The 24,721-nt window shown below is 45.9% G+C and carries 22 protein-coding genes and 1 pseudogene; 8 read left to right on the forward strand and 15 right to left on the reverse strand.

Annotated elements, in window-relative coordinates; all coding sequences use genetic code 11:
* Positions 1-103 precede the first annotated feature (103 nt).
* The 4 genes and pseudogenes from KIO97_RS02115 to KIO97_RS02130 all read left to right on the forward strand — a co-directional run bounded on the left by KIO97_RS02115 (position 104) and on the right by KIO97_RS02130 (position 2,787).
* On the forward strand, positions 104-334 hold the full coding sequence (locus tag KIO97_RS02115) for a hypothetical protein (protein ID WP_285380779.1): 231 nt from the start codon (positions 104-106) through the stop codon (positions 332-334).
* Between the two features lie 200 nt (positions 335-534).
* Entirely contained in the window at positions 535-834 is a 300-nt protein-coding gene (locus KIO97_RS02120) for a hypothetical protein (RefSeq protein WP_005429731.1), read from the forward strand.
* Between the two features lie 86 nt (positions 835-920).
* Positions 921-1,415, forward strand: a pseudogene (locus KIO97_RS02125) (HD-GYP domain-containing protein); the annotation flags it as partial.
* 181 nt (positions 1,416-1,596) lie between these two features.
* Positions 1,597-2,787, forward strand: a complete 1,191-nt coding sequence (locus KIO97_RS02130; protein WP_285380780.1) for an amino acid aminotransferase — start codon at positions 1,597-1,599, stop codon at positions 2,785-2,787.
* Between the two features lie 114 nt (positions 2,788-2,901).
* Here the strand turns inward: KIO97_RS02130 and KIO97_RS02135 are convergent, their stop codons facing one another.
* The gene (locus KIO97_RS02135) at positions 2,902-3,543 is read right to left on the reverse strand and encodes an outer membrane beta-barrel protein (RefSeq protein ID WP_005429724.1); all 642 of its coding nucleotides are present in this window, start codon (positions 3,541-3,543) and stop codon (positions 2,902-2,904) included.
* A gap of 219 nt (positions 3,544-3,762) precedes the next feature.
* Here KIO97_RS02135 and KIO97_RS02140 point away from each other — a divergent pair, with 219 nt between their 5' ends.
* Together KIO97_RS02140 and KIO97_RS02145 are read left to right on the forward strand one after the other, a co-directional pair.
* Complete coding sequence (locus KIO97_RS02140) at positions 3,763-5,652, forward strand: DUF294 nucleotidyltransferase-like domain-containing protein (RefSeq protein ID WP_050912690.1); 1,890 nt, start codon at positions 3,763-3,765, stop codon at positions 5,650-5,652.
* Between the two features lie 8 nt (positions 5,653-5,660).
* Entirely contained in the window at positions 5,661-6,380 is a 720-nt protein-coding gene (locus tag KIO97_RS02145) for a 3'-5' exonuclease (protein WP_010649540.1), read from the forward strand.
* Positions 6,381-6,458: 78 nt separating this feature from the next.
* Here the strand turns inward: KIO97_RS02145 and KIO97_RS02150 are convergent, their stop codons facing one another.
* Together KIO97_RS02150 and KIO97_RS02155 are read right to left on the reverse strand one after the other, a co-directional pair.
* Positions 6,459-8,342, reverse strand: a complete 1,884-nt coding sequence (locus tag KIO97_RS02150; protein WP_285380783.1) for a methyl-accepting chemotaxis protein — start codon at positions 8,340-8,342, stop codon at positions 6,459-6,461.
* Positions 8,343-8,569: 227 nt separating this feature from the next.
* Positions 8,570-10,141, reverse strand: a complete 1,572-nt coding sequence (locus tag KIO97_RS02155; RefSeq protein ID WP_005429718.1) for a BCCT family transporter — start codon at positions 10,139-10,141, stop codon at positions 8,570-8,572.
* 395 nt (positions 10,142-10,536) lie between these two features.
* Here KIO97_RS02155 and cosR point away from each other — a divergent pair, with 395 nt between their 5' ends.
* On the forward strand, positions 10,537-11,013 hold the full coding sequence (gene cosR, locus KIO97_RS02160) for a MarR family transcriptional regulator CosR (RefSeq protein WP_005429716.1): 477 nt from the start codon (positions 10,537-10,539) through the stop codon (positions 11,011-11,013).
* Positions 11,014-11,069: 56 nt separating this feature from the next.
* On the opposite strand, the gene KIO97_RS02165 is transcribed toward cosR, so the two are convergent.
* From KIO97_RS02165 to KIO97_RS02190, 6 genes are all read right to left on the reverse strand, one after another.
* Entirely contained in the window at positions 11,070-11,708 is a 639-nt protein-coding gene (locus KIO97_RS02165) for a response regulator transcription factor (protein ID WP_038889999.1), read from the reverse strand.
* Positions 11,701-13,056, reverse strand: a complete 1,356-nt coding sequence (locus KIO97_RS02170) for a cache domain-containing protein (protein ID WP_005429712.1) — start codon at positions 13,054-13,056, stop codon at positions 11,701-11,703. Before KIO97_RS02170 ends, KIO97_RS02165 begins: the two co-directional genes overlap by 8 nt.
* 133 nt (positions 13,057-13,189) lie before the next feature.
* Positions 13,190-14,476, reverse strand: coding sequence for a TRAP transporter large permease subunit (locus KIO97_RS02175; RefSeq protein ID WP_005429710.1), 1,287 nt, complete (start codon positions 14,474-14,476; stop codon positions 13,190-13,192).
* Between the two features lie 12 nt (positions 14,477-14,488).
* Positions 14,489-15,028 carry a TRAP transporter small permease subunit gene (locus KIO97_RS02180; RefSeq protein WP_285380787.1) on the reverse strand — a complete coding sequence of 180 codons (540 nt, stop codon included), beginning with the start codon at positions 15,026-15,028 and terminating at the stop codon, positions 14,489-14,491.
* A 129-nt stretch (positions 15,029-15,157) separates the two neighbouring features.
* A complete protein-coding gene (locus KIO97_RS02185) occupies positions 15,158-16,252 on the reverse strand; it encodes a TRAP transporter substrate-binding protein (RefSeq protein ID WP_285380789.1) in 1,095 nt (364 codons plus the stop codon).
* Between the two features lie 413 nt (positions 16,253-16,665).
* Entirely contained in the window at positions 16,666-17,043 is a 378-nt protein-coding gene (locus KIO97_RS02190; protein WP_285380791.1) for a MarR family transcriptional regulator, read from the reverse strand.
* Positions 17,044-17,314: 271 nt separating this feature from the next.
* Here KIO97_RS02190 and KIO97_RS02195 point away from each other — a divergent pair, with 271 nt between their 5' ends.
* A complete protein-coding gene (locus KIO97_RS02195) occupies positions 17,315-17,983 on the forward strand; it encodes a DUF2982 domain-containing protein (RefSeq protein WP_005430618.1) in 669 nt (222 codons plus the stop codon).
* Positions 17,984-18,007: 24 nt separating this feature from the next.
* Here KIO97_RS02195 and KIO97_RS02200 read toward each other — a convergent pair whose 3' ends face one another.
* The 6 genes from KIO97_RS02200 to KIO97_RS02225 form a co-directional block, all read right to left on the reverse strand.
* Complete coding sequence (locus tag KIO97_RS02200) at positions 18,008-18,664, reverse strand: MBL fold metallo-hydrolase (RefSeq protein ID WP_285380792.1); 657 nt, start codon at positions 18,662-18,664, stop codon at positions 18,008-18,010.
* A 129-nt stretch (positions 18,665-18,793) separates the two neighbouring features.
* Positions 18,794-19,342, reverse strand: a complete 549-nt coding sequence (locus tag KIO97_RS02205; protein WP_005430622.1) for a DUF882 domain-containing protein — start codon at positions 19,340-19,342, stop codon at positions 18,794-18,796.
* Between the two features lie 172 nt (positions 19,343-19,514).
* A complete protein-coding gene (locus KIO97_RS02210; protein WP_285380793.1) occupies positions 19,515-21,107 on the reverse strand; it encodes a murein L,D-transpeptidase in 1,593 nt (530 codons plus the stop codon).
* 104 nt (positions 21,108-21,211) lie between these two features.
* Complete coding sequence (locus KIO97_RS02215; RefSeq protein ID WP_285380794.1) at positions 21,212-22,294, reverse strand: DUF1513 domain-containing protein; 1,083 nt, start codon at positions 22,292-22,294, stop codon at positions 21,212-21,214.
* Positions 22,275-23,312, reverse strand: coding sequence for an imelysin family protein (locus KIO97_RS02220; protein WP_285380795.1), 1,038 nt, complete (start codon positions 23,310-23,312; stop codon positions 22,275-22,277). Before KIO97_RS02220 ends, KIO97_RS02215 begins: the two co-directional genes overlap by 20 nt.
* A gap of 10 nt (positions 23,313-23,322) precedes the next feature.
* Complete coding sequence (locus tag KIO97_RS02225) at positions 23,323-24,705, reverse strand: di-heme oxidoredictase family protein (protein WP_285380796.1); 1,383 nt, start codon at positions 24,703-24,705, stop codon at positions 23,323-23,325.
* Positions 24,706-24,721 lie beyond the last annotated feature (16 nt).

Consider the following 24,721-nt stretch of genomic DNA (forward strand, 5'->3'; position numbering starts at 1 on the left):
TCGAAACGTAATTAATCAATCTTAGTGATATCAATTGCCGTTACGAAATGAGAATTTATGTTCCATACTTTCAAAGGCATGAAATTTCTTGCGGGAGAAAATGATGAAAATGTTTACGATGGATGACCTCTCCTACCGAGGTGTACACCAAGGGGTTCACAGCTGGGATCACCTAGAGGGCAATAACCCTTATTACTGGCATCCTGATTGGCTTCATATTGCTGAAGACGCATTAGGCGTTCACCCAAAAGCGGAACTTGAAGTACCAGATGGGGAAACGGCCACAGAAGAGCACGCGAAAGCGGCGATTATCAAGCACCTAAATGAACAATAAGGCGCGTTTAATACCTATTTATCAGATGGTTATTGTAGCGAAGTGCCAATAAATCTATCTGAATGAGAGCTGTGCAACGGAATGGATTATTTATCAACAAGATAAATAGATAGCAATCACATTAATTCCGATAACATCTGTTACATTTATAGAGTAATGGTGACGCACACCTCAACTCATGACTATGAGAGACGATAATAATGACTAAGTACAACGAAAACGATATCCAATACAAAGGCGAAACTAATGGTGTTCACGCATGGAGCACACCATCAGGCCAACCTTATTACTGGCACCCAGATTGGCTGCACGTTGCTGAAGATGCAACGGGGTCACACCCTAAGCAAAAACTAGAAGTAGAATCTTCTGAAGCACCGACTGAAAAACACGCACTAAAAGCAATCTTAAAGCATGTGAATGATTGGGCGACGGGTAAACTGTCTTCTAACCCAGATATCGAAACCAACGCCGTTGAGTCAGAGATGAACCTGAAGAAGTAAGCTCAGTACGAGCTTCATCTACTATGATTGACCCAAAGCCCCGCACTGTCGGGGCTTTTTTGTAAGTTCCGCCTAATACATAACAAAATCACATTGAATTACTCTACAAATCTGCCCCATTGCATGATGTAGGCAAGGTAGGTGTACCTGACAACGTGTTACTCAAACCAGGAAAGCTGACCGACGAAGAGTTTGAGATCGTGAAGGGTCATGCTGAAATTGGTGCCGAAGCGCTGTCAATTGCAGAAAAACCGCTAGGAAGTAGTTCCTTTTTACGAGTTGCAAAAGAGATTGCGCTAACACACGATGAAAAGTGGGGTGGAAGTCGCTATCCAAACCAACTTTCTGGTGAAGCAATTCCGCTCTCCGGCCGACCAATGGCGTTAGTGGATGTGTATGACGCACTGATTTATAAATGCGTTTACAAGCCAGCGTTCAGTCATGACAAGGCGAAAGCCATCACTCTGGAAGGCAAAGACAAGCATTTCGAGCCACAAATTGTTGCTGCATTTCTTGCGGTCGAAGCAGAATTCAAACGTATCGCTCATCGATATCAAGATGAACAAAACATCGCCGCTTAGCCAATTATCCCCCTCTTAAAACGCTTGTTAAGAGGGTTTTTTATATCAAAAGCCTTCGTTATGTTAGATTTCTGTTTCAAATCAAAATTATTTTAAGTTTTCTGTTCACTAACTGTTGTAACGAATATTGCTGAAAGGTATAAATGTCTGCAGACCCCTTCGATTAACATGGATGAAGATTATGTTTGAAAAAGTAGTTGCCGCTCCGGCTGACCCTATTCTTGGACTAACTGAAGAGTTTAAAAAAGATACTCGCGCTGAAAAAATCAACCTAGGCGTTGGTATTTACAAGAACGAACAAGGTGAAACCCCTGTTCTTGCGACTGTTAAAAAAGCCGAAGCCGCACTGATTGAAACTGAAAAAACCAAATCTTACCTGACCATCGAAGGTACTGCAGAATACGGCCTTGCCGTGCAAAAACTGCTTTTCGGTGCTGATGCTGAAATCGTCGCAGACAAACGCGCTAAAACAGCACAAGCTCCAGGTGGCACTGGTGCATTACGCGTTGCAGGTGAATTTATTAAGCGCCAACTTGGCAACGTTAAAGTGTGGATCAGTAACCCAACTTGGGCTAACCACAATGGCGTATTCACTGCCGCAGGTATTGAGACAGCACAATACAGCTACTACAACGCAGAAACTAAAGACAAAGACTTCGACGCAATGCTGACTGACCTTCAGTCTGCTTCAGAAGGCGACGTGGTTCTACTGCACGGCTGCTGCCACAACCCAACAGGTATCGACCCAACTGCAGAAGAGTGGAAAACACTGGCTAAGCTGGTTGCTGATAAAAAACTACTGCCTCTATTCGACTTTGCATACCAAGGTTTCGCGAAAGGTGTAGAAGAAGATGCAGCAGGTCTACGTACTTTCGCTAAGTACAACAAAGAGATCCTAGTAGCGAGCTCTTTCTCTAAGAACTTTGGCCTTTACAACGAGCGTGTTGGTGCATTCACTTTAGTTGCAGAATCAGAAGAAGTGGCAACAACCGCATTTTCACAAGTCAAAGCAATCATCCGTTCTATTTACTCTAACCCACCAGCTCACGGCAGTGCGGTTGTAACTCATATTCTTGGTGACGCAGCACTGCGTGCAGAATGGGAAGCAGAAGTAGCAGAAATGCGTGACCGTATCCAAGAGATGCGTGAACTGTTTGTAGCAACTCTGAAAGCAGAAGGTGTCGACGCAGACTTTAGCTTCATCGAGCGTCAAAACGGCATGTTCTCGTTCTCTGGCCTGTCTAAAGAACAAGTAAACCGTCTGAAAGAAGAGTTCGCAATCTACATTGTTGGCTCTGGCCGCATCAGTGTAGCGGGCATGACGAAGTCAAACATGGGTCCTCTATGTAAAGGCATTGCGGCGGTTCTATAATCGCCCTTCTTGCTCAAACAAGTCGGAATAAAAAAGGTCAGCAATTGCTGACCTTTTTCGTACACCTGTTTTAATTCGAGCGGTTCTAATTCAAACAACGAGGATTCACGAGGCTCAATAAACGAACTTAAAGCTGATGCCCACCTCGTTGATGTGATCAGATTCTCGGCTTTGATAATCAGTGTCACGGAACTGGTAGTAAAGACCAGTGCCAATTACATGGTGCCATTGGTAGTTAAACGCGATCTTGTAGTTGTTCTCATCCACAATATCACTGCGATTTAAGTGAACTTCAGCCGTTGCCATCAGCTTTTCACTGAATAAGTAATTAGCACCAATCGTCACACCTTGAATAAATTCACTATCCGATGAAAGCGTTCGATCGGTATTGTCGTCGGTCGCTTTGGCTTTAATCGCACCAAGTCCATAGATACCATACACATCAAACTGTTCATTAATACCGTAGCGATAACCACCACCAAACATCAAACGGTCTATACGCAAAGTGAAATCGTCTGGGTGGAAAAACTGCGCGGAGTAATCGACATTAAACAGCCAGTTGTCGGTGAACATATAGTTACCACCCAAGCCCAACGTCGTCGCGTTGGAATTATCTAGCCATTCTTCATTTGTGGTACCAGCACCGATGTCTAGATTGATGTGCTCGTAGCCAAATTTATCGACTTGTTCTGACTCTGAGGCAACGCTCATTATTGGTAATGCTACAAGAGGTGCAGCTAATAATAGTCTTACCATTCTACTTCCTTCCATGAGTGTCATCCAAAACTCTTCTTTATACGCCCATTGTATTGATTTAATTCGGCATCTTGATGACAGCGTAGCCGAAATAATAACGAATTGCCGTGCGACTTGTCTGAATCTTATCATTGCGCACGAAAAACAGTGATCCGATAAGATTCTGTTTTAAAACTAAGTTAAGATTACCCTATCACTTGCAAACCAAAAGGCACCTTAATGGAAGCAGAACTTCTCGAGATATATAACTTTCTCGCCAAGTATCCCCCATTCAACGAGCTTCCGGAAGAAACGCTCACCAAAGTGACAGAGAACATCGAAATCTCTTACTACCGTCAAGACACTCCTATCATTCACTTCGGCGACCAGATCAATGACCTATACATGGTTCGCAGCGGCGTGGTTGAAGTCTACCGACGTAAAGGTGAGCTGTATAACCGACTCGACGAGGGCGACCTTTTTGGTCAAATGGGTCTTCTTACCAACAACAAAGTTCGCTTCCCTGTAAAAGCAATTGAAGACTCCTTACTTTACTGTATTCCGCAAGATATCTTCCAAGAGCTTTACGATAACTTCGACTCATTCGCTGATTTTGTCGAAGTAGAAAACAGCGCACGTCTTCGCCAAACGGTATCCGAAAACAACGATGCAAATGACTTAACCACTTCTAAAGTCAAAACGCTCCTTACCCGCGAAGCGCCTACCATTGAGCGCGGCCAGACAATCCAAGAAGCGGCACAACTGATGGCGCAAGACAACGTTTCTTCGCTGTTGATTGTAGACCCAGATTTTGTGCTGGATGAAGAAGATCCGCAATCGCCAGTCGTTGGTATTATCACTGACCGTGATTTATGTACTCGTGTCTTGGCAGAAGGTCTATCACCGCTTGATGAAGTATCGACAGTGATGACGACCGAAGTTATCTCACTGGACCACAACGCATACGTGTATGAAGCCATGCTAACCATGCTTCGTTACAACGTGCACCATTTACCAGTAGTGAAAGAGCAAATGCCGATTGGCATCATCGAAGCAACGGACATCGTTCGTTACGAGTCGCAGAACTCCTTGTTACTGGTGAGCAGCATCTTCCAGCAACAAACCATCGAAGACTTAGCCATTGTTGCAGAAGAAGTGAAAAGCAGCTTCGTGCGTTTGGTGAACGAAGACGCCAACTCGCACATGGTCGGCAGTGCCATGTCGGTGATTGGCCGAAGCTTCAAACAACGTTTACTCGAAATGGCAGAAGAAGAATTAGGCCCACCACCGATTCCCTACTGCTTTCTTGCTCTGGGCTCCATGGGACGTGACGAACAACTTCTGGTTACCGACCAAGATAACGCGATCATTCTTGATGACACCTATAAAGAAGAAAAGCATGGCAAGTACTTTGAAGCGCTCGCACAATACGTCAGCGATGGCTTGAACGTGTGTGGCTATAAGTACTGTACTGGCGACATTATGGCAACCAATCCAATGTGGCGTATGACTCGTTCACAGTGGGAGGAGTGCTTCGCCGATTGGATTGATGATCCAAACCCGAAAGCGCTACTCAACGCCTCTATCTTCTTCGATTTAGACGGTGTCTATGGACGTTTGAAATGGGCAGAACAGTTGACCAGCTTCATCGTGCGTCGCGCTCGTAAGAACAACCGATTCTTGGCATGTTTAGCACGCAACGCGTTGAACCGAACTCCGCCGCTCGGCTTCTTTAAAGACTTCGTGATGGAGAAAGATGGCCAGCATAAGAACTCGATCAACCTAAAACGCCGAGGCACAGCACCTCTGGTGGACTTGATTCGCGTTCACTCGCTTGCGGTCGGATCTCGTGCTCAAAACTCATTTGAGCGCCTTGATGACATCATCGACGCCGGTATTTTGCCAAAAGGCCGTGCGCAAGACTTGAAGGATGCGATGGAGTTCATCTCTATGGTACGTATCCGCCACCAAGCAATCGATGTTGAGTTAGGTACTGAGCCGGATAACAACATTGAGCCTGAAAACCTGTCGGATTTCGAACGCCGAAACCTAAAAGATGCGTTCCAAATCCTCAGCAATGGTCAGAACTTCTTGAAGTTCCGTTATCAGGCCAGCAACAAATTTAAGTGAGGCGTGGAATGATCAAAAAGTTGTTTCAAAAGCCCAGCATCCAGTGGCCGATGAAGTTCCAGCAAAAGTTGGAACGTGCTACAGACGAACGCTTGGTCGCCTTTTACGGTAAGGAGTTACCTGCTCCGGATACCCCACTCTCTCAGGTGGAATTTGTCGCATTAGATTTCGAAACGACGGGCTTAAATCCGCAAAAAAACGGCATTATTACCATTGGTTTGGTGCCGTTTAATCTCAATCGCATTTTCTTACGTCAAGCGAAACACTGGAAAGTTCGCCCTCAAGAAAAGCTCGATGAAGACTCCGTCATCATTCACGGCATTACCCACAATGAACTGATTGATGCGCCCGATTTGGGCGAGATCCTTGGCCCATTATTGGAGAGCTTAGCGGGTAAGATTGTCGTGGTGCATTACCGCCGCATTGAACGAGAGTTTCTTGATCAGGCACTTCGTACGCGTCTTGGTGAGGGTATTGAGTTTCCGGTGTTAGATACACTGCAGATTGAAGAAGATATCCAACAGAGAACGTCTGGCGGTTTGTGGAACAAACTCAAAGGCAATAAACCGAAATCATTGCGTTTGGCTCAATCTCGTCGACGTTATGGACTGCCAGATTACACGCCGCATCACGCGTTAACCGATGCGATTGCTACCGCCGAGTTGCTGCAAGCGCAAATCGCACACCACTACCAAGCAGATCAGCCGATCAGCAGTTTGTGGTTATAGCGAAGCGAGAAGCGAGAGCATTTTCTACCAATAAACAAAAAGGAGCCAAGCGGCTCCTTTTTCATACTTAAAAACCAATTACAGTTTAAAGCGTTTGATCTCTTGCTCTAGCTCATGAGAAAGCTCAGACAGATGCGCCGCTTGCTCTGCTGCTTGGTGTGCTTCAACAGAAAGCTCATTAGACACGTCACGAATGCCTTCAGTGTTACGAGTAATTTCTGTTGTCACAGACGCTTGCTCTTCTGCCGCGGACGCAATTTGCGTTGCCATGTCGCTAATACGCTCAACCGCAGAGTGAATTTGAGTCAAGCTTACCGCTGCCGAGTTTGCATCATCGACACTGGTGTCAGCAAGACGACGACTGTCATCCATGATACCCACCGCTTTCGCCGTTGTGCCTTGCAGCATTTCGATTGTCTCTTGGATCTCTTGCGTTGATGCGTGAGTACGTTGGCTCAATACACGAACCTCATCCGCCACGACAGCAAAACCACGACCTTGTTCACCTGCACGTGCCGCCTCAATCGCCGCGTTCAGTGCCAACAGGTTAGTTTGCTCTGCAATGCCTTGGATGGTCGAAAGAATGGTGTTGATCGCGTTACCGTGTGCTTCCAGCTCTTGGATAACATTGGTCGCAACTTGCACTTCTTGCGCTAGGTTTTGGATAGAGCCTTGAGTTTGCGTTACTTGGCCAGAGCCATGCACACATGCTTGTACTGCTTCTTCAGAGCTTGATGCCGTGTTATCTGCGTTACCTGCAATCTCTTGCGTCGCTGCAGCCATCTCGTTAACGGCAGTCGCAACCATGTTGATTTCATCTTGCTGGTAAGAGATACGCTGACTACGCTCTTCAGCTTGTTGTGCCGTTGTACGCGCTTGTTCTGACAAGGCTGAAGAGACATGACTCAGTTTGGTCACCATGGTGTGCATGTTGCCTACAAAGCGGTTGAAGTTATCGGCAAGTTTGCCCACTTCATCATCACTGCGAGGTTCCAGACGTTGCGTCAAGTCACCCTCACCTGAAGCAATTTCTTCCAGTGCTTGTGATACTCGGCCAAGGTCGCGGAACAAGAAGCCTACTAGCCAAGATACGGCCACAATCACCACAATAGTGATCAATACCGCGGTAATAACCATCTCACGTAGAAGTTGCGCATGGCTTGCTTCTTCCGTTGCGCGATCCATCTCGATAGCGAACATCCAGTTTGTACCCGGTACTTTGCTAAAGTAAAAAAGCTTCGCTTGACCTTTGATCGTTGCTGTTTCAATGGTTCCAGAATTTGCAGCACGCTCAATAGAGCCTTTCGAAAGCTCTTGAGTAAGGTCAGTGATTGGCTTAAGCGTTAAGCTTTTGTTTGGATGCGCAAGGAAAGTGCCATCGTTCATGTCGATCAGCATTGCATGCGCGTTTTCACCAGCATCTAGATTGATAACGTCGTCAATTAGCTGATCGATCAGTACGTCCGCACCAACAACACCAATGAACTTACCGTTTTTCATCACAGGTTCTGCGATAGTCACTAGCAATGCATTTGTGATCGCGTCTTGATACGCTTCAGTGATGATTTGCTTGCCCGCAGCATTGGCGTCTTTATACCAAGGGCGAGTACGTGGGTCGTAATCTGCACGGTTACGTTCTGGGTGAGAACGGTACATGCCACCTTCAGGTGTGCCCAAGAAGATATCGTCAAAGCCCCCCGCTTTGCGTGCTTGTTGTAGGAAAGGCACAACGTCTTGCTCTGTTGAGTAGTCGTTGAAAGCCTTAGCAATGTCTTTGCGAATCGATACCCAATCAGAAATACCTTCTGAAGCGGCGTTGCTAAGACTTTGCGCTCGTGAATAGACACCTGAACGCGTCTGATCAAAAAGTTGATCAGCCGACAGCCAAGTGAGTGCTGTTGCCATCACAACAACAGCAGACAGGCTTGCGCCAATTAGCTTTTGTTTTAATGATAATTTCATAATTATTATAAAGGGTTGGGAGAACAGTTTAGGTGGCTGAATCTTACACGCATTTTACAAAGTAATCACGAAGATCATTCACAAAATTGAGACTGTAAAGTGTTGTAAAATAAAGAATTTACTTCGCCATTTTTTTGGCAAGCGTCAGAAAAACTGCACAAAAAAAGCCAGCATTTCGCTGGCTTTTTAACTCGTTAATATCTAACGATATTTATAAATCACATCAATTATTGACGCTCTGTTCTCATACCCATCAATAGGCTGACACACATTGCAAGCAATACAAGCGTGAATGGCAGTGCTGTCGAAATCGCACCAGCTTGTAGCGCTTGAACCGCTTCTGAGCCACCAATCCAAAGTAGCGCAACCGCGATTGCACCTTCCATGAATGCCCAGAATACACGTTGTAGAACAGGCGCATCCACTTTACCACCAGCGGTAATGCTGTCGATAACCAGTGAGCCAGAGTCCGATGAAGTGATGAAGAATACCAATACCAACACAACGGCAATGATAGACAGCATGTTACCAAATGGCAGAACATCAAACATTTGAAACATGGCCAATGAAACGTCTGTAAGTCCGTTCGCACCTAGCTCACCCACATTATTCATCACTTGGTCGATTGCTAGACCACCAAATGTTGACATCCAGATCAGCGTCACGACGGTTGGTACAATCAGAACAGCAGTGATGAACTCACGAACCGTACGGCCACGTGATACACGCGCGATGAACATACCTACGAATGGTGACCATGAAATCCACCAAGCCCAGTAGAATACAGTCCAGCCTTGGAACCATGCTTCGTCAGTACGACCAAACGGGTTACTTAGCGGCACTAAGTTTTCTAGGTAAGCCATTAGCGTTGTTGGGATAGAGCCCAACGTTACCGCCCAACCAATCAAGCCAACAAGAATCAGTAGCAAGAATGCGATAACCATGTTGATGTTACTGATGACTTTTACACCGCCATCAATACCACGGATTACCGATACCACTGCAAGCAGGGTTACTACTGCGATTACCACGATTTGCAGGCCAAGACCTGGCTCAACACCGAACACGTGGTGAATACCACTCGCCGCTTGTTGTGCACCTAGACCTAGAGACGTAGCTAGACCGAATAGCGTTGCTAGTACCGCTAGAATATCAACAATGTGACCAGCCCAACCCCATGCGCGATCGCCCAGCAATGGGTAGAAGATCGAGCGCATCGATAGAGGCAAGCCTTTGTTGTATGTGAAGAAAGCAAGGGAAAGTGCTACGACACCGTAGATTGCCCATGGGTGTAGACCCCAGTGGAACATCGTCGCGCCCAGTGCAAGCTTAGCGGCTTCCGGCGTGTTTGCTTCTACACCTAGCGGGGTTTCATACCAACCAGTGAAGTAAGCCACTGGCTCTGCCACACTCCAGAACATCAGACCGATACCCATACCTGCTGCGAACAACATCGCCAACCAAGATACGAATGAGTAATCGGCAACCGCGTCTTTACCACCAAGGCGAATTTTACCCATTGGCGATACGATCAGTACCAAACAGAAGATAACGAAGATGTTACCAGAAATGATGAATAGCCAGTCGAAAGAACCGATGATCTTCCACTTAAGACCATCCAGTGCCGCTTTCGCGGTGTGTGCATCCAGCACAAGTGCAGCAATTAGAAATAGCGCAATGAAGCCCGCACTAATACCAAAAACAGGATTATGTACGTCAAAACCCCATTTTTGCACGTTGTCTTGACCAACCGTATAGTCGGTACTGTCGATACTGTACTTATCTATACCTTTTGTCATTGTTCCTCTCTTTTGCATTCAATATTTTTAACAAGGCATTAAAAATCATTTGAACACGATACATTTTATTTTCCATGAAAGTGGAAGATCCTACCATTTAAGGCGTTTTTGTCTATCTTTTGCTGATAAAAAATCCAATAACTTACTTTTCAATCAGAAAAATCCACCAAAAAAAGCGAAAACAACCACAACAATAATTAGACCACAAACATTTATTACTATAATAATTCTAGTCGTGCCTTTTTTCCTCTCAGAAAGACCTTAAAAGTAATAAGGAGAGCTAAGGCAAATTATTTAAAATTGGTGTCGCGATCCCTAACGTAGCCCTTTAAATAACAGCGTTTTTGAGTTAGTGTCGCCTCGTTATATGATCCCTTAATGACTGGATTACGAAATTGGAAAAGTACGAAGAAGTCTTGGTCTCGATTCGTCAGATCATCCGCGCTATTGATTTACACTCAAAGAAGTTAAGCAAAGAGTCTGGTTTGACGGCTCCTCAGCTAATTCTGATGCGTGCCATAAGTGAATTAGACAATGTCACGATTAAGCAATTGTCTAGCCATACCAATATGAGTCAGGCAACTGCAACGACCATTCTGGACCGCCTAGAACGCAACCAGTTTGTCGAACGCCGCCGTAGCGTAGAAGACAAACGTAAAGTGCATGCTTTACTGACTGAGAAAGGCCAAGAGGCACTAAAACAAGCACCGACACCGCTGCAAGAGCACTTCATCAATCGCTTCCAGAAGCTGGAAGAGTGGGAACAGAGCTTACTGCTCTCTTCTGTTCAGCGTATCTCTACCATGATGAATGCCGAAGACATTGATGTTGCCCCAATGCTCGAGCTTGGAAGTATCACCAAGCCAGAATAAGCTTCTTCTTTAGCGCTTATCACTCTTTGCCCGATGAGCGCTTTGTTATCCCTGCCCTACTCCGTTAAACCCGTTTCAAACGCGTATTTCGCCAACTCAGCTGTCGAGTGCAAATCCAATTTGTGTTTAATGTTATGACGATGCGTCTCTACCGTTCGATAACTGATATCCAAAAGCGTAGCAATCTTTTTACTGCTATGCCCTTGCGCGACCAATTTTAATACCGCTTCTTCACGACGGCTCAGTGGGTTGGGCTTTTGTGCCGCAGGTACCACATCTTGCGTAAACAAGGTTTGAGTGACCGATTCACAAAAGTAAGTCGAACCTTGATTAACGGTTTTGATTGCTTGCACCATCTTCTCGGCTGAGATTTCTTTCAGCATGTAGCCCACAGCGCCAGCTTGCATCACCTTCATGATGTACTCACGGTTATCATGCATGGTTAACATCAAAATTTTGCTTTCTGGACGCTCTTCCTTAATCACACCCGTGGCTTCGATGCCATTCATGATGGGCATACTGATGTCCATCAGAATCACATCGGGGTTGAGCAATTTGGATACTTCAATCGCCTCAAGGCCATTGCTCGCGGTACCAATAACATCAATATCAGGCTCCAGCTCTAGACGCGCCATAAACCCATCGAGCACGACCTGATGATCATCCACTATCACCACACTAATTGGTTTATCCATAAACTAATCCATCCAAATCTAACAATACGGTGATTTCTGTCCCAAGCCCCGGTTCACTCATCAATTCAAACTCACCACCAATAAACTCAACACGCTCACGCATGTTACGCAGACCGATGCCTTGGCGGTGTACAGATTGATTGACCATAAAGCCAATGCCATCGTCACGTATGATCAATTGCAGCATATTGCCCATCTTTTGCAAAATTACCGTGACCTTTTTTGCCTTGGCGTGTTTCTCGATATTATTCAAAGACTCCTGAGCCACACGGTACAACGTGGTCGCGACTTCCGATTTCAGCTTGAGCTGTGCCGTATCAAAATGACTGTCGATATCCATACCTGAGTGAGAATGAAAGTCTTGCAGCAAGGTCGAAAGCGCCGCTTCTAGGCCGATGTCATCCAAGGCACTTGGACGTAGCTGGTGCGAGATATGTCGTACTTCGTTGATTGCGGTGATCAACGAGCGTTGAGATTTATCAAGGTGGGATTTGAGCTTTTCATCCTCGATTCGATGCCCCATCAAATCTAAATGACATTTGCTCGATACAAGCAGTTGGTTAATACCATCATGCAATTCGCGAGCAAGGTGCTTCTTCTCGTCTTCTTGGAACATCACGGTTTTGTGGGCAAGCTCCTTGAGGTTTTTATCCGCTAAGCGATGTTCGTGTAAATTGATTGCCAACGTTAAAACGATGATCACCGCAACCGTCACAACAAGAATCACGACAACAGTAAAAAAGGTCGTCTCGATATTCTGGTTAACGGCGGCGCGCATATTGGCGACCTCGTGACTTACGTCTTCAATATACAAACCAGTACCAATCATCCATTCCCATTTGTCGAGCCAAGCGGCGTAGCTCAATTTGGGGACAACTTCTCCGGTAGAAGGCTTTTGCCAAAGGTATTGATGGAAGCCACCACCTAATTGGGCTTGATAGAGCAGCGCTTCAATAAGATGGTCACCGTTTTCATCTTGAATATGCAGCAGGTTTTGCCCAACTAAATCAGGAAGAATGGGATGAACTAAGTTGGTACCATGTTTATCGTAAGCAAAGAAATAGCCATCGGAGCCATAGCGAAGCCGATTGAGAATCGCTTTCACGCGCGCTTTAGCCACATGCTCTTCTATCGAGGGATCGTTGTAGATATGGGAAATCGCATCGAAAGCCAGATCAACGGTATCTTTCAATGCGACTTCTTTAGACTTGATCAGGCTTTTATGAAAGATTTCCACTTCACGCTGACCTAACGTCTTTGCTTGGTAAATGGAAATCCAACTGATGCTTGCTGACACCAACAACACAGGGATCAACGCCAGCAAGATGAGTTTAGCTTTGAGAGGCATCCCTTCCCTCCATGAAACGCTGCCTAGCACAATTGATAACCAGCTTAACAACTTGTCTCAAAAGGTAAAAACTCTCAGCTCACAAATTCGCCACTCCCACTTACATTACGCACATCGCATTAGACTAGCCGAATTACGACATGCCGTAGAAGCCCGGAAAGAGTAACAATGAAGCAAGCACAACAATTTGAATCGCAATGAATGGCATCACACCACGGTAGATATCTCGCGTTGTTACACCCGCAGGAGCCACCCCCTTCAAATAGAACAAGCTAAAACCAAATGGTGGTGTAAGGAATGACGTCTGAAGGTTCATGGCAATCAGGATCGCAAACCACGTCATGTTGATCCCCATAAGCTCTGCCACTGGTGCAATAATAGGAACGATGATGAAACAGATTTCTACAAAGTCGATGAAAAAACCGAGGATCAGAATCACCAACATGGTAATGATCAAAAAGCCCCACTTCTCACCCGGAAGTTGAAGCATCCACTCTTCAACAAGGTAGTCACCGCCCGTGTAGGTAAATGCCATCGAGAATGCCGTCGCACCAAGCAAGATTGCAAACACCATCGCGGTCACTTTTACGGTCTCTTTAGACGCCTCATACACCATCGACCAGCTGAACTGTCTGTAAAGCAGAGAAAGCACTATCGCCCCTGCGCCACCCAACGCCGCAGATTCGGTCGGAGTAGCAATACCCGCAAAGATAGAACCTAGAACCACAATAATCAGTGCAAGTGGTGGCAATACAGCTTTAAGCGCGGTTATCACCTCTTGTTGGCGGCTGATGGATTCATCACGCTCGATAGGTTGAGCGGCCTCTGGGTTAAGCTTGGCATAGATCAGAATGTAGACAACGTAAGCACCCACCAGCATTAAGCCCGGCCATACAGCCGCTTGGAATAAGTCACCTACGGGTACGCCTAATACATCACCGAGCAAAATTAAGACTATTGAAGGCGGGATGATTTGGCCTAGCGTGCCAGACGCACAAATGGTGCCACAGGCCAATCCTTTGTCGTAGTTGTACTTAAGCATCACCGGCAAAGAGATTAGGCCCATCGCAACAACCGATGCGCCGACCACGCCCGTCGATGCCGCAAGCAGCGCGCCCACTAAAACGGTAGAGATAGCGATACCGCCACGAATACCACCAAACAAACGTCCCATCGACTCAAGCAGTTGCTCAGCCAATCGGGTCTTTTGTAATACAAGCCCCATGAATACAAACAGCGGTACTGCCATCAGCACCGTGTTCTCCATGATGGATTGAATGCGATATGGCATGAATGCAAACATCTCAATGCCTTCTGCCCATACGCCGAAAATTAGTGCAATGCCACCAAAGGTAAAGGCAACAGGAAAACCAAGCAGTAGCGCAAACAGAGCTACAAAAAACATCACTATACCGATCATACTGACTTCCTTTTACGACTTACCGTTGTTACCGGCATAGATAAGATGAGGGTTAACAATTTTATTGATGGAATGAAGCAGCAAACCAACACCACTAACCGCCATAAACAAGAATGACAGCGGGATCATGCCTTTAATGATCCATCGATAAGGTAGGCCACCCGGGTCACCGGACGTTTCACCAAGGGCATAGCTCTCTTTGGCAAAGTCGATACCAAACCAAGCAACCAATAGGCAGAACGGGAATAAGAAAAGTAAAGTGCCTAGGATGTCGATGATGGATTGAGCTTTATAAGACAAGCGCTCGTAGAAAATATCCACTCGTACATGGCCGCCCGATTTGATTGCGTAAGGGACACCGAGTAGAAATACAGCGGAGAATAAATGCCATTCCATCTCTTGAAAGGCAAGAGACACGTCATTAAACACGTAACGCATGACAACGTCGTACACCACGTTCGTTAATAACAAAATGAATAGGATGCTAGATAACCACCCCAAAAAATCACCGAAGCGGTTAAAGATTCGCTCAATATAAATAAGGCTTCTCATTCCGAACTCCATGGAACGTGTGGATTGGCTCCGCTGGTTCGCGGAGCACTTTTATGGTCTTCTCTAAGAGAAGTTTTTCTTGGGCTTCATTTGTAGGCTCAATCTCTCGATATCACCCACTTGATGAAGTTATTGTTGAGCTTGGCTATTTAGGTAAGCTCGGTGTGAAATATCAGACCAAGGACGTACTTGCTCGATGTAGCTAGCTTGCGATTCTTGAATTTCTTTTGCTAAAGCATCTTTTTCTGCATGCTGTTTTAGGAGACGAACGTTCGCTTCACGCAGTGCAGCAATCACCTCTGGTGGGAAGTCTTTCACTTGAACGTCTGGGTACTCTGATTGGATAGACGCCCAGTTTTTACCACTCTCATGCTTAGATTGCGTGTACATGTCGTACGCTGCTGCTTTCATCGCCACTTGAAGAATCGCTTTCAGATCATCCGGTAGACGCTCCCAAGTACGCTTGTTGACGAGGAATTGCAGCTCAGTGCCTGGCTCATGCCAACCTGTGTAGTAGTAAGGTGTAATTTTGTGGAAACCCATACGTAAATCCAGAGATGGACCTACCCATTCCAACGCATCGATCGTACGACGCTCAAGCGAAGTGTATAGCTCGCCCGGTGCGATGTTGGTCGGTTTCGCACCTAGCTCAGCAAGGATTTCACCTGCAAAGCCCGGGATACGCATTTTTAGACCTTGCAGATCGTCGACTGATCTGATTTCCTTCTGGAACCAACCGCCCATCTGCGTATCAGTATTACCACCTGGGAATGACAATAAATTGTGTGGCGAGTAAACCTTTTCCATCAACTCCATACCACCACCGTAATAGAACCAAGCGTATTGCTCGGTAGGCAGCATACCGAAAGGCATAGAGGTAAAGTAAAGGGTGTTTGGCACTTTGCCTTTCCAGTAATAAGAAGCAGAGTGGCCCATGTCGTATTGACCGGACTTCACCATATCAAACACGCCAAGTGGCGCTTTATGTTTGTTTGCAGAATCAATACGGATTTGCAGACGGCCATTTGACATTTCCTCTGCCATTTTTGCCATGTTCTTTGTCGCATCACCGAAGATCGGGAAGTTAGGTCCCCACGTTTCCGCCAGTTTCAAGCGATATACTTTATCGTCAGCAGCGTTAGCAGAAGTCGCTACGAATGCCATGGTCGCAACCATCGCTGTCGCTTTGAGCACTCGTTTCAAAGATTTTTGGATAAGACTCATCGTTCACGTCCTTTGTCACCAAGGTTATTGTTGTCATCCATTACATAAGGATTCGCTATAGAAGATGGGACATTAGATGGAAGTAAGAAATGGGCATGAACACGCACAAATTTGCGCTTTCAAGCGAGCGTTAGCCATTGGTATTACGTACTAATACGTAGTCTTTATGATGGACATATTTTGTATAAACGATAAATCAGGCAGTTAGACAAGCAACAAGAGCAGTAAGGTTGAGGAACTACTTAAGTAGTTGACTGCGGAAGAATTTACACAGTATTTAATAAAATGTGACAAATGACGGCTTTGTATCATTAGAATTCTCAATTAGAAATCGAGAAAAGACAGATTACAGGCAAAAAAATACCCCGACCGAAGTCGAGGTATTCAATTAAGAAACAGAATTACAGCGGTAATTAAACTGCTTTATAGATAACTTTGTTACCTGCTAACTGCTCTTTTTGAACTAGGTTTTCTTCAAGAAGCTTCTTCAGTGCGCCAGTAGCCCATGATGCCGCTTTAGCTTCTTCTTGACCAGCAGCTAGACCAATACCTTTAGGGTTGATACCTTCAGCATTAGCAACAACGATATCTAATACTTGTTGTTGCTTAGGAGTAAGTGCAACCTCAACAGTTTTCGCTACAGCTACTTTCTTCTCAGCTACTTTCTTCTCAGCTACTGCTTTCTCAGCAACAGGTTTTTCTGCTTTAGGTGCCGCAGCTACATTTGCTACTGTCGCTTTAATGCGTTTTTGCAGTTTCATCTGCACTTTACGCTTATGAGCAAGTCTCATTGAATATTTCTCCAGTTCACTGCATCTCAGCAGGGATGAAAATTTGAAGCGCGTTTTATACCAAAATTCATTAGCGATTTGTAGGTTTTAGCGGCGAAACGCGATGAAAAATGCGCTGACTGCATAGAACGTCTACTATTTAATCAGATAAATTGTGAACGGATTTATTGAATACTGGGTATAAAAACAGAGGTTTTAAATACTTAATAAGCACATTGGTGAATATTGAGAAAGCGATACCTCCTACCCAATATTCATTGAGGCTGAAAACATGGAAACGCTGCATCTGACTAACTCACACTTCAAATCTGACTCGCCCATTAACAAATTGATTATGCTCTTGGTCGTGCTGATCACTTTGTTTCTTGTACTGATTGCTCCAGGGTGGAAACAAGCCATGTTATCAGTGGTCTTGATGGCCATCATTGTCGGCTTTGCCATCGTAATGATCAAAAAGAGCCAGGTGTCCTTTACCCTGACCTCCTCCCACTTTCAACAACACCTCTTTAAAGGCGGTTGGGTAGTTCGATGGCAAGATATTGACTCTATTGGTATTTGTACCTACGAACAAGAAGGTTGGCACCAGCCTTTACCTTGGATAGGCATTCGATTAAAGCACTACTCTCCTTACTTAAATGCGATTTGTCCACGCATCGCCACAGAAATCTTGCTTGGGCAAAGGGCTTTACTCTACTTGGGCGCAAGACAAAATAACTGCGAAACAAAGTTTGAGGATATGGTGCTCGACCCCGCGCCGTACATTAATCAAAAAGGCATTCATTACGACGGCTTGTTAGCGATGTTAGCAAACAGGATGAAATATCAGAGACAATTTTACGGCTATGACGTGTTTATCTCAGCCAGTGACTTAGATAGAGAAGCGGAGGAGTTTGTGGGATTGGCTCGACGTTACTTAGCGGCCGCCGAGCCAGATGTTTAATACATCGATGCCTTTGCTAGTGGCTCAGTAAAGCGGCATTTCGTCAGCAACGAATGGGTTCGTTTTTCGCTCGTGGCCAAACGTTGATTGCGGGCCATGGCCTGGGACAAAAGTAACATCATTACCTAGTGGCCATAGCTTCTCTTTGATAGAGCTAATGAGCGTGTTGAAATCACCTTGTGGGAAGTCTGTACGACCAACGCTGCCGTTAAACAAAACATCACCAACAAACGCCAAACGCGCTTCTTCACTGTAAAGCACAACGTGACCCGGAGTATGGCCCGGAGTGTGAATAACATTCAGAGTTTGATTGCCAAAAGTGACCTTGTCACCTTCATCCAGCCATTGATGCGGTTCAAACGCTTCTGTTAGTGGAAAGCCGAACATTTGGCTCTGACCTTCTAGGCCCTGTAACCAAAAGTTATCCGCTTTGTGAGGGCCAACAATCTCAGTACCACCAAGCAGTGCAGACAGTGGCTCTGTGCCACCCACGTGATCCAAATGACCATGTGTTAGCACTAAGTTCACGACTTCAACACCGAGCTCTTTGATAAGCATCGCAAGCTGTTTTTCATCACCGCCTGGATCAACCACAATGCCTTTCATGGTTTCATCACACCAGACGATAGAACAGTTTTGAGAGAAAGATGTTACTGGAACAACTTGGTATTTCAGAGCCATAGATAACCTATACCGAATAAATTTGCATGAAAACTGCCGCAACTATGACACTAAGCCCTAGCGACTTCAAGCTTTGCACATCGGGGAATAGCGGCTGTCTAACGGGAAAAACAACCGCTTAGAGCGCGGTTACCAAGAGCGAACGGCACCGGTATCGATATGGACGAAGTTACTACGCGGGTAATAACCTACCCCACCCGCTTTTAAGCTCAGTGCCGCCTCACGGACAGTCGACAGCTTTACGCCATCTAAACGGAAATCGATCGCCTTTCCTTCCATGTGCATGCTTTTCTTGGCAACACCGGAAGAGCTGTTTCGCAAGGACGCGTTGGTTACCGGTGAGCGGTAGCCTGAAATCACAATCACTTCAGCTTCCGTACCGATCAGTTTTTGAATTTGGCTGATTTGGTCGAACAAACGTCGATCCATTGGATGAACTTCATTACGGCGATGATCACGGCAGAACTTATCAAGACGCTTTAGTTCTTCATCTACGTAGCTCGAACCGTTGAAATAACACGATTCAAGTAATTCACCAGTATTGAGGTTATTCATCGCAAGCACACGAGGCTCGTCGGGTAATGACGCCCAAGACACAGACGGCATGGTTGAAGCAACCACAACACCACCAGCGGTCATTTTAAGAAAATCACGACGAGAAAAATTACGACTTACCATTAGAAAATACTGCTCAATTACTGTACGAGCAGCGGACATTACCGAAACCAATTTGATGCGTCAAATGCATAAATCGGTCCGGCTTGTCGCTTTTGGGCTGGATTTTCTGTTTACTTATTGAACAGGAACCAGATTTTATGAATTGTAAATTTTTTTAAATTAAGGACGAACCTCACCCTTGATGATCATATTGATAAATATCATCACGGTAGTACAAGGTGCCCTCTTCTAACCAAGCGGTTTGATAAATAATGTGCACTTGAATACGTTCAGTCAGTGGTACAGAAGTATTTGAGCGGCGACCACTTTGACGTTTCTTCGCTAATCGCTCTTCAAGACCTTGCGTCTTAAACAGTAGCTCCGCTAATTGATCGGCATGCTCAACACGTACACAGCCTGAGCTAAACGCTCGACGATCCTGATTGAACAGGTTTTTACTTGGCGTGTCGTGCAAGTAGATCGCTTGTGGGTTCGGCATGTTGAATTTATACAGACCCAACGCATTGTGGGACCCAGAAGACTGTCTCATGCGATAAGGGAATGTTCTTGGGTTTACCGTAGCCCAGTTGATAGTCGTTGGATCGATGATCTCTCGTGATGTCCAAGAGCGAATGATCTGGATGTTATGCTCCATCAGGTACATTGGGTTGCGTTTTACCTTGGGGATAATGTCTTTCACCATGATCTTCCAAGGCACATTCCAAGTCGGGTTTAGAATGACAGAATCCATAGTGCCGGTCATGATTGGGGTTTTGCGTGACGCCTTCCCTACCACAACTTTAGATTCAAACAGTGGCTGGCCATCGTGCCAATACGTCACTTCATATCCAGGTACATTGACAAATACCACATTGTCACGCTCTTTGGACCAGATACGAGAGCGCTCGGCGTTTAATGCTAATGAATGTAAGCGCTGCTGCGGTGAGAAGTTAATCCAGCGCAAAGTATTTGGGCCGATAATGCCGTCTTGTTTCAAACCGTGAATACGCTGAAACTCCATCACAGCCAACTCGAGGTTTTCATCATACAGCGTGGTTTCAGTATCCAAATGCCCCACTTCAACACCAACAATTTGCATTCGAGCGATCAAGCTAGACTTATCAAACAGCTCATCACCTACACGCGCTAGCCTTTGATCTTGTTGGTAAAGAGGAAACTCAAATTTTGCGTACGTCGATAGTGAAGAAAAAGCGGTATTGAATGATTCGTCCATCTGCAATGGAGAACGTAGATCGGTAAGAAACTGATCCAGTTTACCGACCGTAATTTCATTGCTTAACAACGACAAGGTTTCAATACTTGGTGCAGGAAACTTAACGTGAACCTTGTTGGCAAATAACCAGTTGATGCCTTCTACCGGCACTTGCTCAAGATAGGAAAGGTACATAAGCAAGGAGTCGGTCATGACAAGATCAAAATCGAGCTCATCACCTTGTTCACGGACTTGTTCTATACGACGCAGTTGATTGTCAAACTCTTGGGTTACATCTGCTAATGCCACCAGCTCCATTTGGAAAATGAGCTGCGCAACATCATCTTCATTTTCCCAATTTAGACGATAATTTGTGCTTTGATATAGTTGATCGATGACCTCCGGGTAATGGATCATCTTCTCAACAGAGAGCTTTTCGACCGCGCCCTCTTGCTCTGTTTGTGCAGACGCATCAAGAGAAACTACGGTTGAAAAGCTGCAAAACGGCACCAAAAGTGCCGTTATCATAAGAAATCTAGCAATCACTGAAACGATCCTTCCGTCACATGCCATTAAAAAAGTATGGCAAATATCTCACGTGTTGCAGCTTTAAAATTAAGAATCTGCAGACGAAAACGACAACAATACTCTCAATAAACGATTACTCAATGATCTTTCTAAATAATTCTGGACCAATGGTTGTCCCACTGCACACCACTAGCAAAGGTATTTTTAGACTCCACAGGCCTTTGTTCAACCACTTTACCCGCCCCAGAACTGACTCGAAACTCGTCACCGTAGATCACCACACCTGAAGCATCAGGTAAGGCACTTAACTCTACCAATTTACCCGTCGATTTGGACCAAATCCCGTAACAACTGCCCGGTGGCGAAGTGGCTAGGATCCATTCATCGGTTGCAGCAATACTCGCTACATAATGATTGAATCGCGCCCACTCTTCAGGCTCTGCTTGTAGATCTTGCATCTCACCACCGCGGGTGTGCATGGCGATCAATGCTGGATACTCATCCGGTTCTCCACGATATTGCTGACCACAAAGTACCGTCTCCGTACCGTCGTGAGCTAAGTGACGAATGCTCAGCTTATGATCCGGTAGAGAGACTTGATCCAATAACTCACCTTGTTGAGACAAGTAACTCAAACTTGGCTTCATCGTATCAAGGTTGAGCGGTTGACGACCATTGGTATGTACGCCGCCAACGCCAATGGCAAGTGCACCATCAGGCATCATGATCACTTCATGAGGCCCTAGACCAAAACCGGTTAACTCATCGATTTTTTGATATTGCTTTTGCACATCATAAACACCAATGATCCCCCGGCTTGTTCCCCTCTCTCCTTCTGTCGCAAATAGCAACGTGCCGTCATGAGAGTAAACACCATGGCCATAGAAATGGCGATTCGGTTTTGCCAGTTGCAGCTTGATCATTTGCTCTGAGCGATAATCAAACACCATAAAGAAGGTGCCAGGTCGTCGACCAAAAACCACGGCATGGCCTTGCTGGTTTGTCGCCACGCCATGACCCCGCGCAGGAATAGGCAGCGAAGAGAGCGGCATGCCATGCTCATCGGCCACCACCGCCGCGTATTTGTCTCGGCCGATAATAGAACAGCCGATCAACGCAGGCTCACGAGAGCTTGTGGAAGCACAACCAAATGGCATAGCAGGAACCGCCGCTCCGAAAAGAGCGGCTTTCAGTAAGGTTCGGCGGGTTTGATCAGTCACCATCAGTTGCATTAAATCCTATAACCACGCCAAGCTCGATCGCCACTTCTTCGTGGATCAAGTACTTTAATTGCTCTAGTTTGTTGTATTGCGCTAGCACCATCCGATAGCCTTCTTTTGTTTGCAGTGCGGCAAACAAGCTCTTATCTTCCGGCCATGTATCTAACGCCATCTCGAACTGGTGAACCACACGATCAGCTAAATCCGCATGACCTTGTTCTCTCAATAGCGCATCTAGACCGTTACCGTCGGCCAAATAGAGCGCTTCCATTGCAGTAAGGTTCGCTTTTAAGTTCGAAAGTGACGTCTCTGAACGCCACGATTCAGAGAAATAAGGACGAGGCTTACCAATCTTCGCCAATGGGCGACTCAACTTCTTCATGCTGTATTCAAGCTGATTAGAGAGCAGTGAAATGTACTCAGATTCCCATTCCGTCATCTCTAACGACTTCCACGGGTTTTCTGCCCAAGAATCCGCGATGATCTGCGCTTTGTTATCGAGGTTTTCTGCAATCGCAACCCCCGTCGCACAGGCATTCCTGTTACTAGATAAAGTCGATGCCTGATCGTAAAGCAGCCATTCCAATGCGCCTAAACCTTGCACGGTGACACTTTGCGTAGAGATACCTTCGGCACTCCAAGTTTGGGCAGATTTCGTCAATATAGACATTTTACGACCAGTGGTGTTCTTTTTATCTGGCCAGAACTGAACATTCCAACTTTGCTCTAATGCCGTCGCAGGACCACGCTCCTGTCCTTGCAATGCCATCCATGCAAGCATGGTTTGATGCCACTGCTGTTTTACTTGTGTATCTTCTTTCGTTTCTAAAGCGCAGTAATCTGCGAAGCTCCGCTCTAGTTCACCCGTTTGCGCTAAAAATGCCTGTGCAGCGTTAAACTCCACTTCGTAAACATTTTGCGAAATATGGCTGGTACTCTCAGGCTTGGCCGGGGTTGTTCCCGTTGTCGATTGGCAACCAACCAAACTTAACGCTGAGGCAATCGCACTCACTAACAGTGTCTTTTTCATGGTTGGGTCCTTATAGAGAGTTCAGAAACGCTATGAGAGCATCACGTTCTTTTTTGTTCAGAGCTAAAACATTTTGTTTAGCGGTTTCCGCTTCACCGCCGTGCCACAATACCGCTTCCATCAAGTTACGAGCGCGACCATCATGCAAGAAGTAAGTGTGTCCGTTAACTTCTTCGGTATAACCAATACCCCATAGTGGCGCCGTTCGCCATTCACGGCCGTTTGCTAAGTATTCAGGACGGTTATCGGCTAGGCCTTCTCCCATGTCATGCAGAAGCATGTCGGTGTATGGGTGGATTAACTGCTCAGAAAGCGCTGGCAACTCTGGTCGCTTGGCCGTTTTCACACTGGTCTTGTGGCAGCTTTCACAACCAGAAGTAGCAAAAATTTTCTGACCAAGTTTCACACTAGGATCGTTCACATTGCGACGAATTGGCACTGCTAGGTGCTGGCTGTAAAACTCCACAAAGTCGAGAATGTTCTCACTCACTTCCGGCTTACCGCCATTTGGCATGTCGTCACAAATGGTTTGATTCGAGGTACAGTTTTCATTCGGGAATAAATGGCTCGTCAAACCCACATCGCCATTGAATGCCGCGGCATTTTGTTGCATTAGCGTCGGCTGTCCGGCTTTCCACCCAAAACGGCCAATCGAGAAGTCGTCCTTCTCAATATCCCAAACCTTGTTTGCTTTGCCTGAGATGCCGTCTTTGTTGGCATCGTGTTCATCAGCCCAAGCCAACAGTGTTTCGTCTGGAATGCTCTCTAACAAGCCAAGGCCGATCATTGGTGGCGCCACACGCGCTGAAAATTCAGTATCCGGATGCATGTCGCCATACCCTAAATCGGTAATGTTTAGGTGCGGCTTTCTCAGCGTCACTGTCGTGCCATCTTTAAATGTCACTGGCACATCGGTATAAGTGATTTCGATTTTGCCCTCTGGCGTTTGGTCTTGCAGTGCGAAATCTTGAAGCTGGCCACCATAAGTTGGCTCAGGTATGCCACCGTCTTTGATGAACGCTGTCTTTTGTTCTGGCGTCATTGCGGGGATACTCAAGCGCACCAGCATAGACACCGCATGTAAGTCATCTTTTTCAGGGGGATGACCACGGCCATCTTTGATGTGACAGTTCTGGCAGCCATTGGTGTTGAACAATGGGCCTAAGCCATCACGAGCATCTGTCGATGCTGGTGCTTGCACCCAAGGATTGCGGAAAAAACTGTTGCCCACGCTGAAATCAAGACGCTTACTCATTGGTAAGTTAGCAGCGGGAAGAGAATAGGCGTTTGCGCCGTCTTTTTTAACACTGGTTTTGCCACCAGACTTAACATCGTAAGCCATGGCAGAAGAAGAAAGGATCGCGGCTAGCGCTGAAATTAGGTATGGCTTCATATCATTTCTCTACATA

This window comes from Vibrio sp. B181a (assembly GCF_030248375.1).
Lineage (GTDB): Bacteria > Pseudomonadota > Gammaproteobacteria > Enterobacterales > Vibrionaceae > Vibrio > Vibrio campbellii.

Excerpts from the sequence above, each read along its gene's own strand:
- KIO97_RS02130 (WP_285380780.1), top strand. The coding sequence starts at position 1,597 with ATGTTTGAAAAAGTAGTTGCCGCTCCGGCTGACCCTATTCTTGGACTA.
- KIO97_RS02120 (WP_005429731.1), top strand. The coding sequence starts at position 535 with ATGACTAAGTACAACGAAAACGATATCCAATACAAAGGCGAAACTAAT.
- KIO97_RS02185 (WP_285380789.1), bottom strand. The coding sequence starts at position 16,252 with ATGAGTCTTATCCAAAAATCTTTGAAACGAGTGCTCAAAGCGACAGCG.
- KIO97_RS02140 (WP_050912690.1), top strand. The coding sequence starts at position 3,763 with ATGGAAGCAGAACTTCTCGAGATATATAACTTTCTCGCCAAGTATCCC.
- KIO97_RS02150 (WP_285380783.1), bottom strand. The coding sequence starts at position 8,342 with ATGAAATTATCATTAAAACAAAAGCTAATTGGCGCAAGCCTGTCTGCT.
- KIO97_RS02205 (WP_005430622.1), bottom strand. The coding sequence starts at position 19,342 with ATGGTAAGTCGTAATTTTTCTCGTCGTGATTTTCTTAAAATGACCGCT.
- KIO97_RS02145 (WP_010649540.1), top strand. The coding sequence starts at position 5,661 with ATGATCAAAAAGTTGTTTCAAAAGCCCAGCATCCAGTGGCCGATGAAG.
- KIO97_RS02135 (WP_005429724.1), bottom strand. The coding sequence starts at position 3,543 with ATGGTAAGACTATTATTAGCTGCACCTCTTGTAGCATTACCAATAATG.
- KIO97_RS02170 (WP_005429712.1), bottom strand. The coding sequence starts at position 13,056 with ATGCCTCTCAAAGCTAAACTCATCTTGCTGGCGTTGATCCCTGTGTTG.
- KIO97_RS02215 (WP_285380794.1), bottom strand. The coding sequence starts at position 22,294 with ATGCAACTGATGGTGACTGATCAAACCCGCCGAACCTTACTGAAAGCC.
- KIO97_RS02180 (WP_285380787.1), bottom strand. The coding sequence starts at position 15,028 with ATGAGAAGCCTTATTTATATTGAGCGAATCTTTAACCGCTTCGGTGAT.
- KIO97_RS02225 (WP_285380796.1), bottom strand. The coding sequence starts at position 24,705 with ATGAAGCCATACCTAATTTCAGCGCTAGCCGCGATCCTTTCTTCTTCT.
- KIO97_RS02210 (WP_285380793.1), bottom strand. The coding sequence starts at position 21,107 with ATGGCATGTGACGGAAGGATCGTTTCAGTGATTGCTAGATTTCTTATG.
- KIO97_RS02165 (WP_038889999.1), bottom strand. The coding sequence starts at position 11,708 with ATGGATAAACCAATTAGTGTGGTGATAGTGGATGATCATCAGGTCGTG.
- KIO97_RS02115 (WP_285380779.1), top strand. The coding sequence starts at position 104 with ATGAAAATGTTTACGATGGATGACCTCTCCTACCGAGGTGTACACCAA.
- KIO97_RS02155 (WP_005429718.1), bottom strand. The coding sequence starts at position 10,141 with ATGACAAAAGGTATAGATAAGTACAGTATCGACAGTACCGACTATACG.
- KIO97_RS02195 (WP_005430618.1), top strand. The coding sequence starts at position 17,315 with ATGGAAACGCTGCATCTGACTAACTCACACTTCAAATCTGACTCGCCC.
- KIO97_RS02190 (WP_285380791.1), bottom strand. The coding sequence starts at position 17,043 with ATGAGACTTGCTCATAAGCGTAAAGTGCAGATGAAACTGCAAAAACGC.
- KIO97_RS02200 (WP_285380792.1), bottom strand. The coding sequence starts at position 18,664 with ATGGCTCTGAAATACCAAGTTGTTCCAGTAACATCTTTCTCTCAAAAC.
- KIO97_RS02220 (WP_285380795.1), bottom strand. The coding sequence starts at position 23,312 with ATGAAAAAGACACTGTTAGTGAGTGCGATTGCCTCAGCGTTAAGTTTG.
- KIO97_RS02175 (WP_005429710.1), bottom strand. The coding sequence starts at position 14,476 with ATGATCGGTATAGTGATGTTTTTTGTAGCTCTGTTTGCGCTACTGCTT.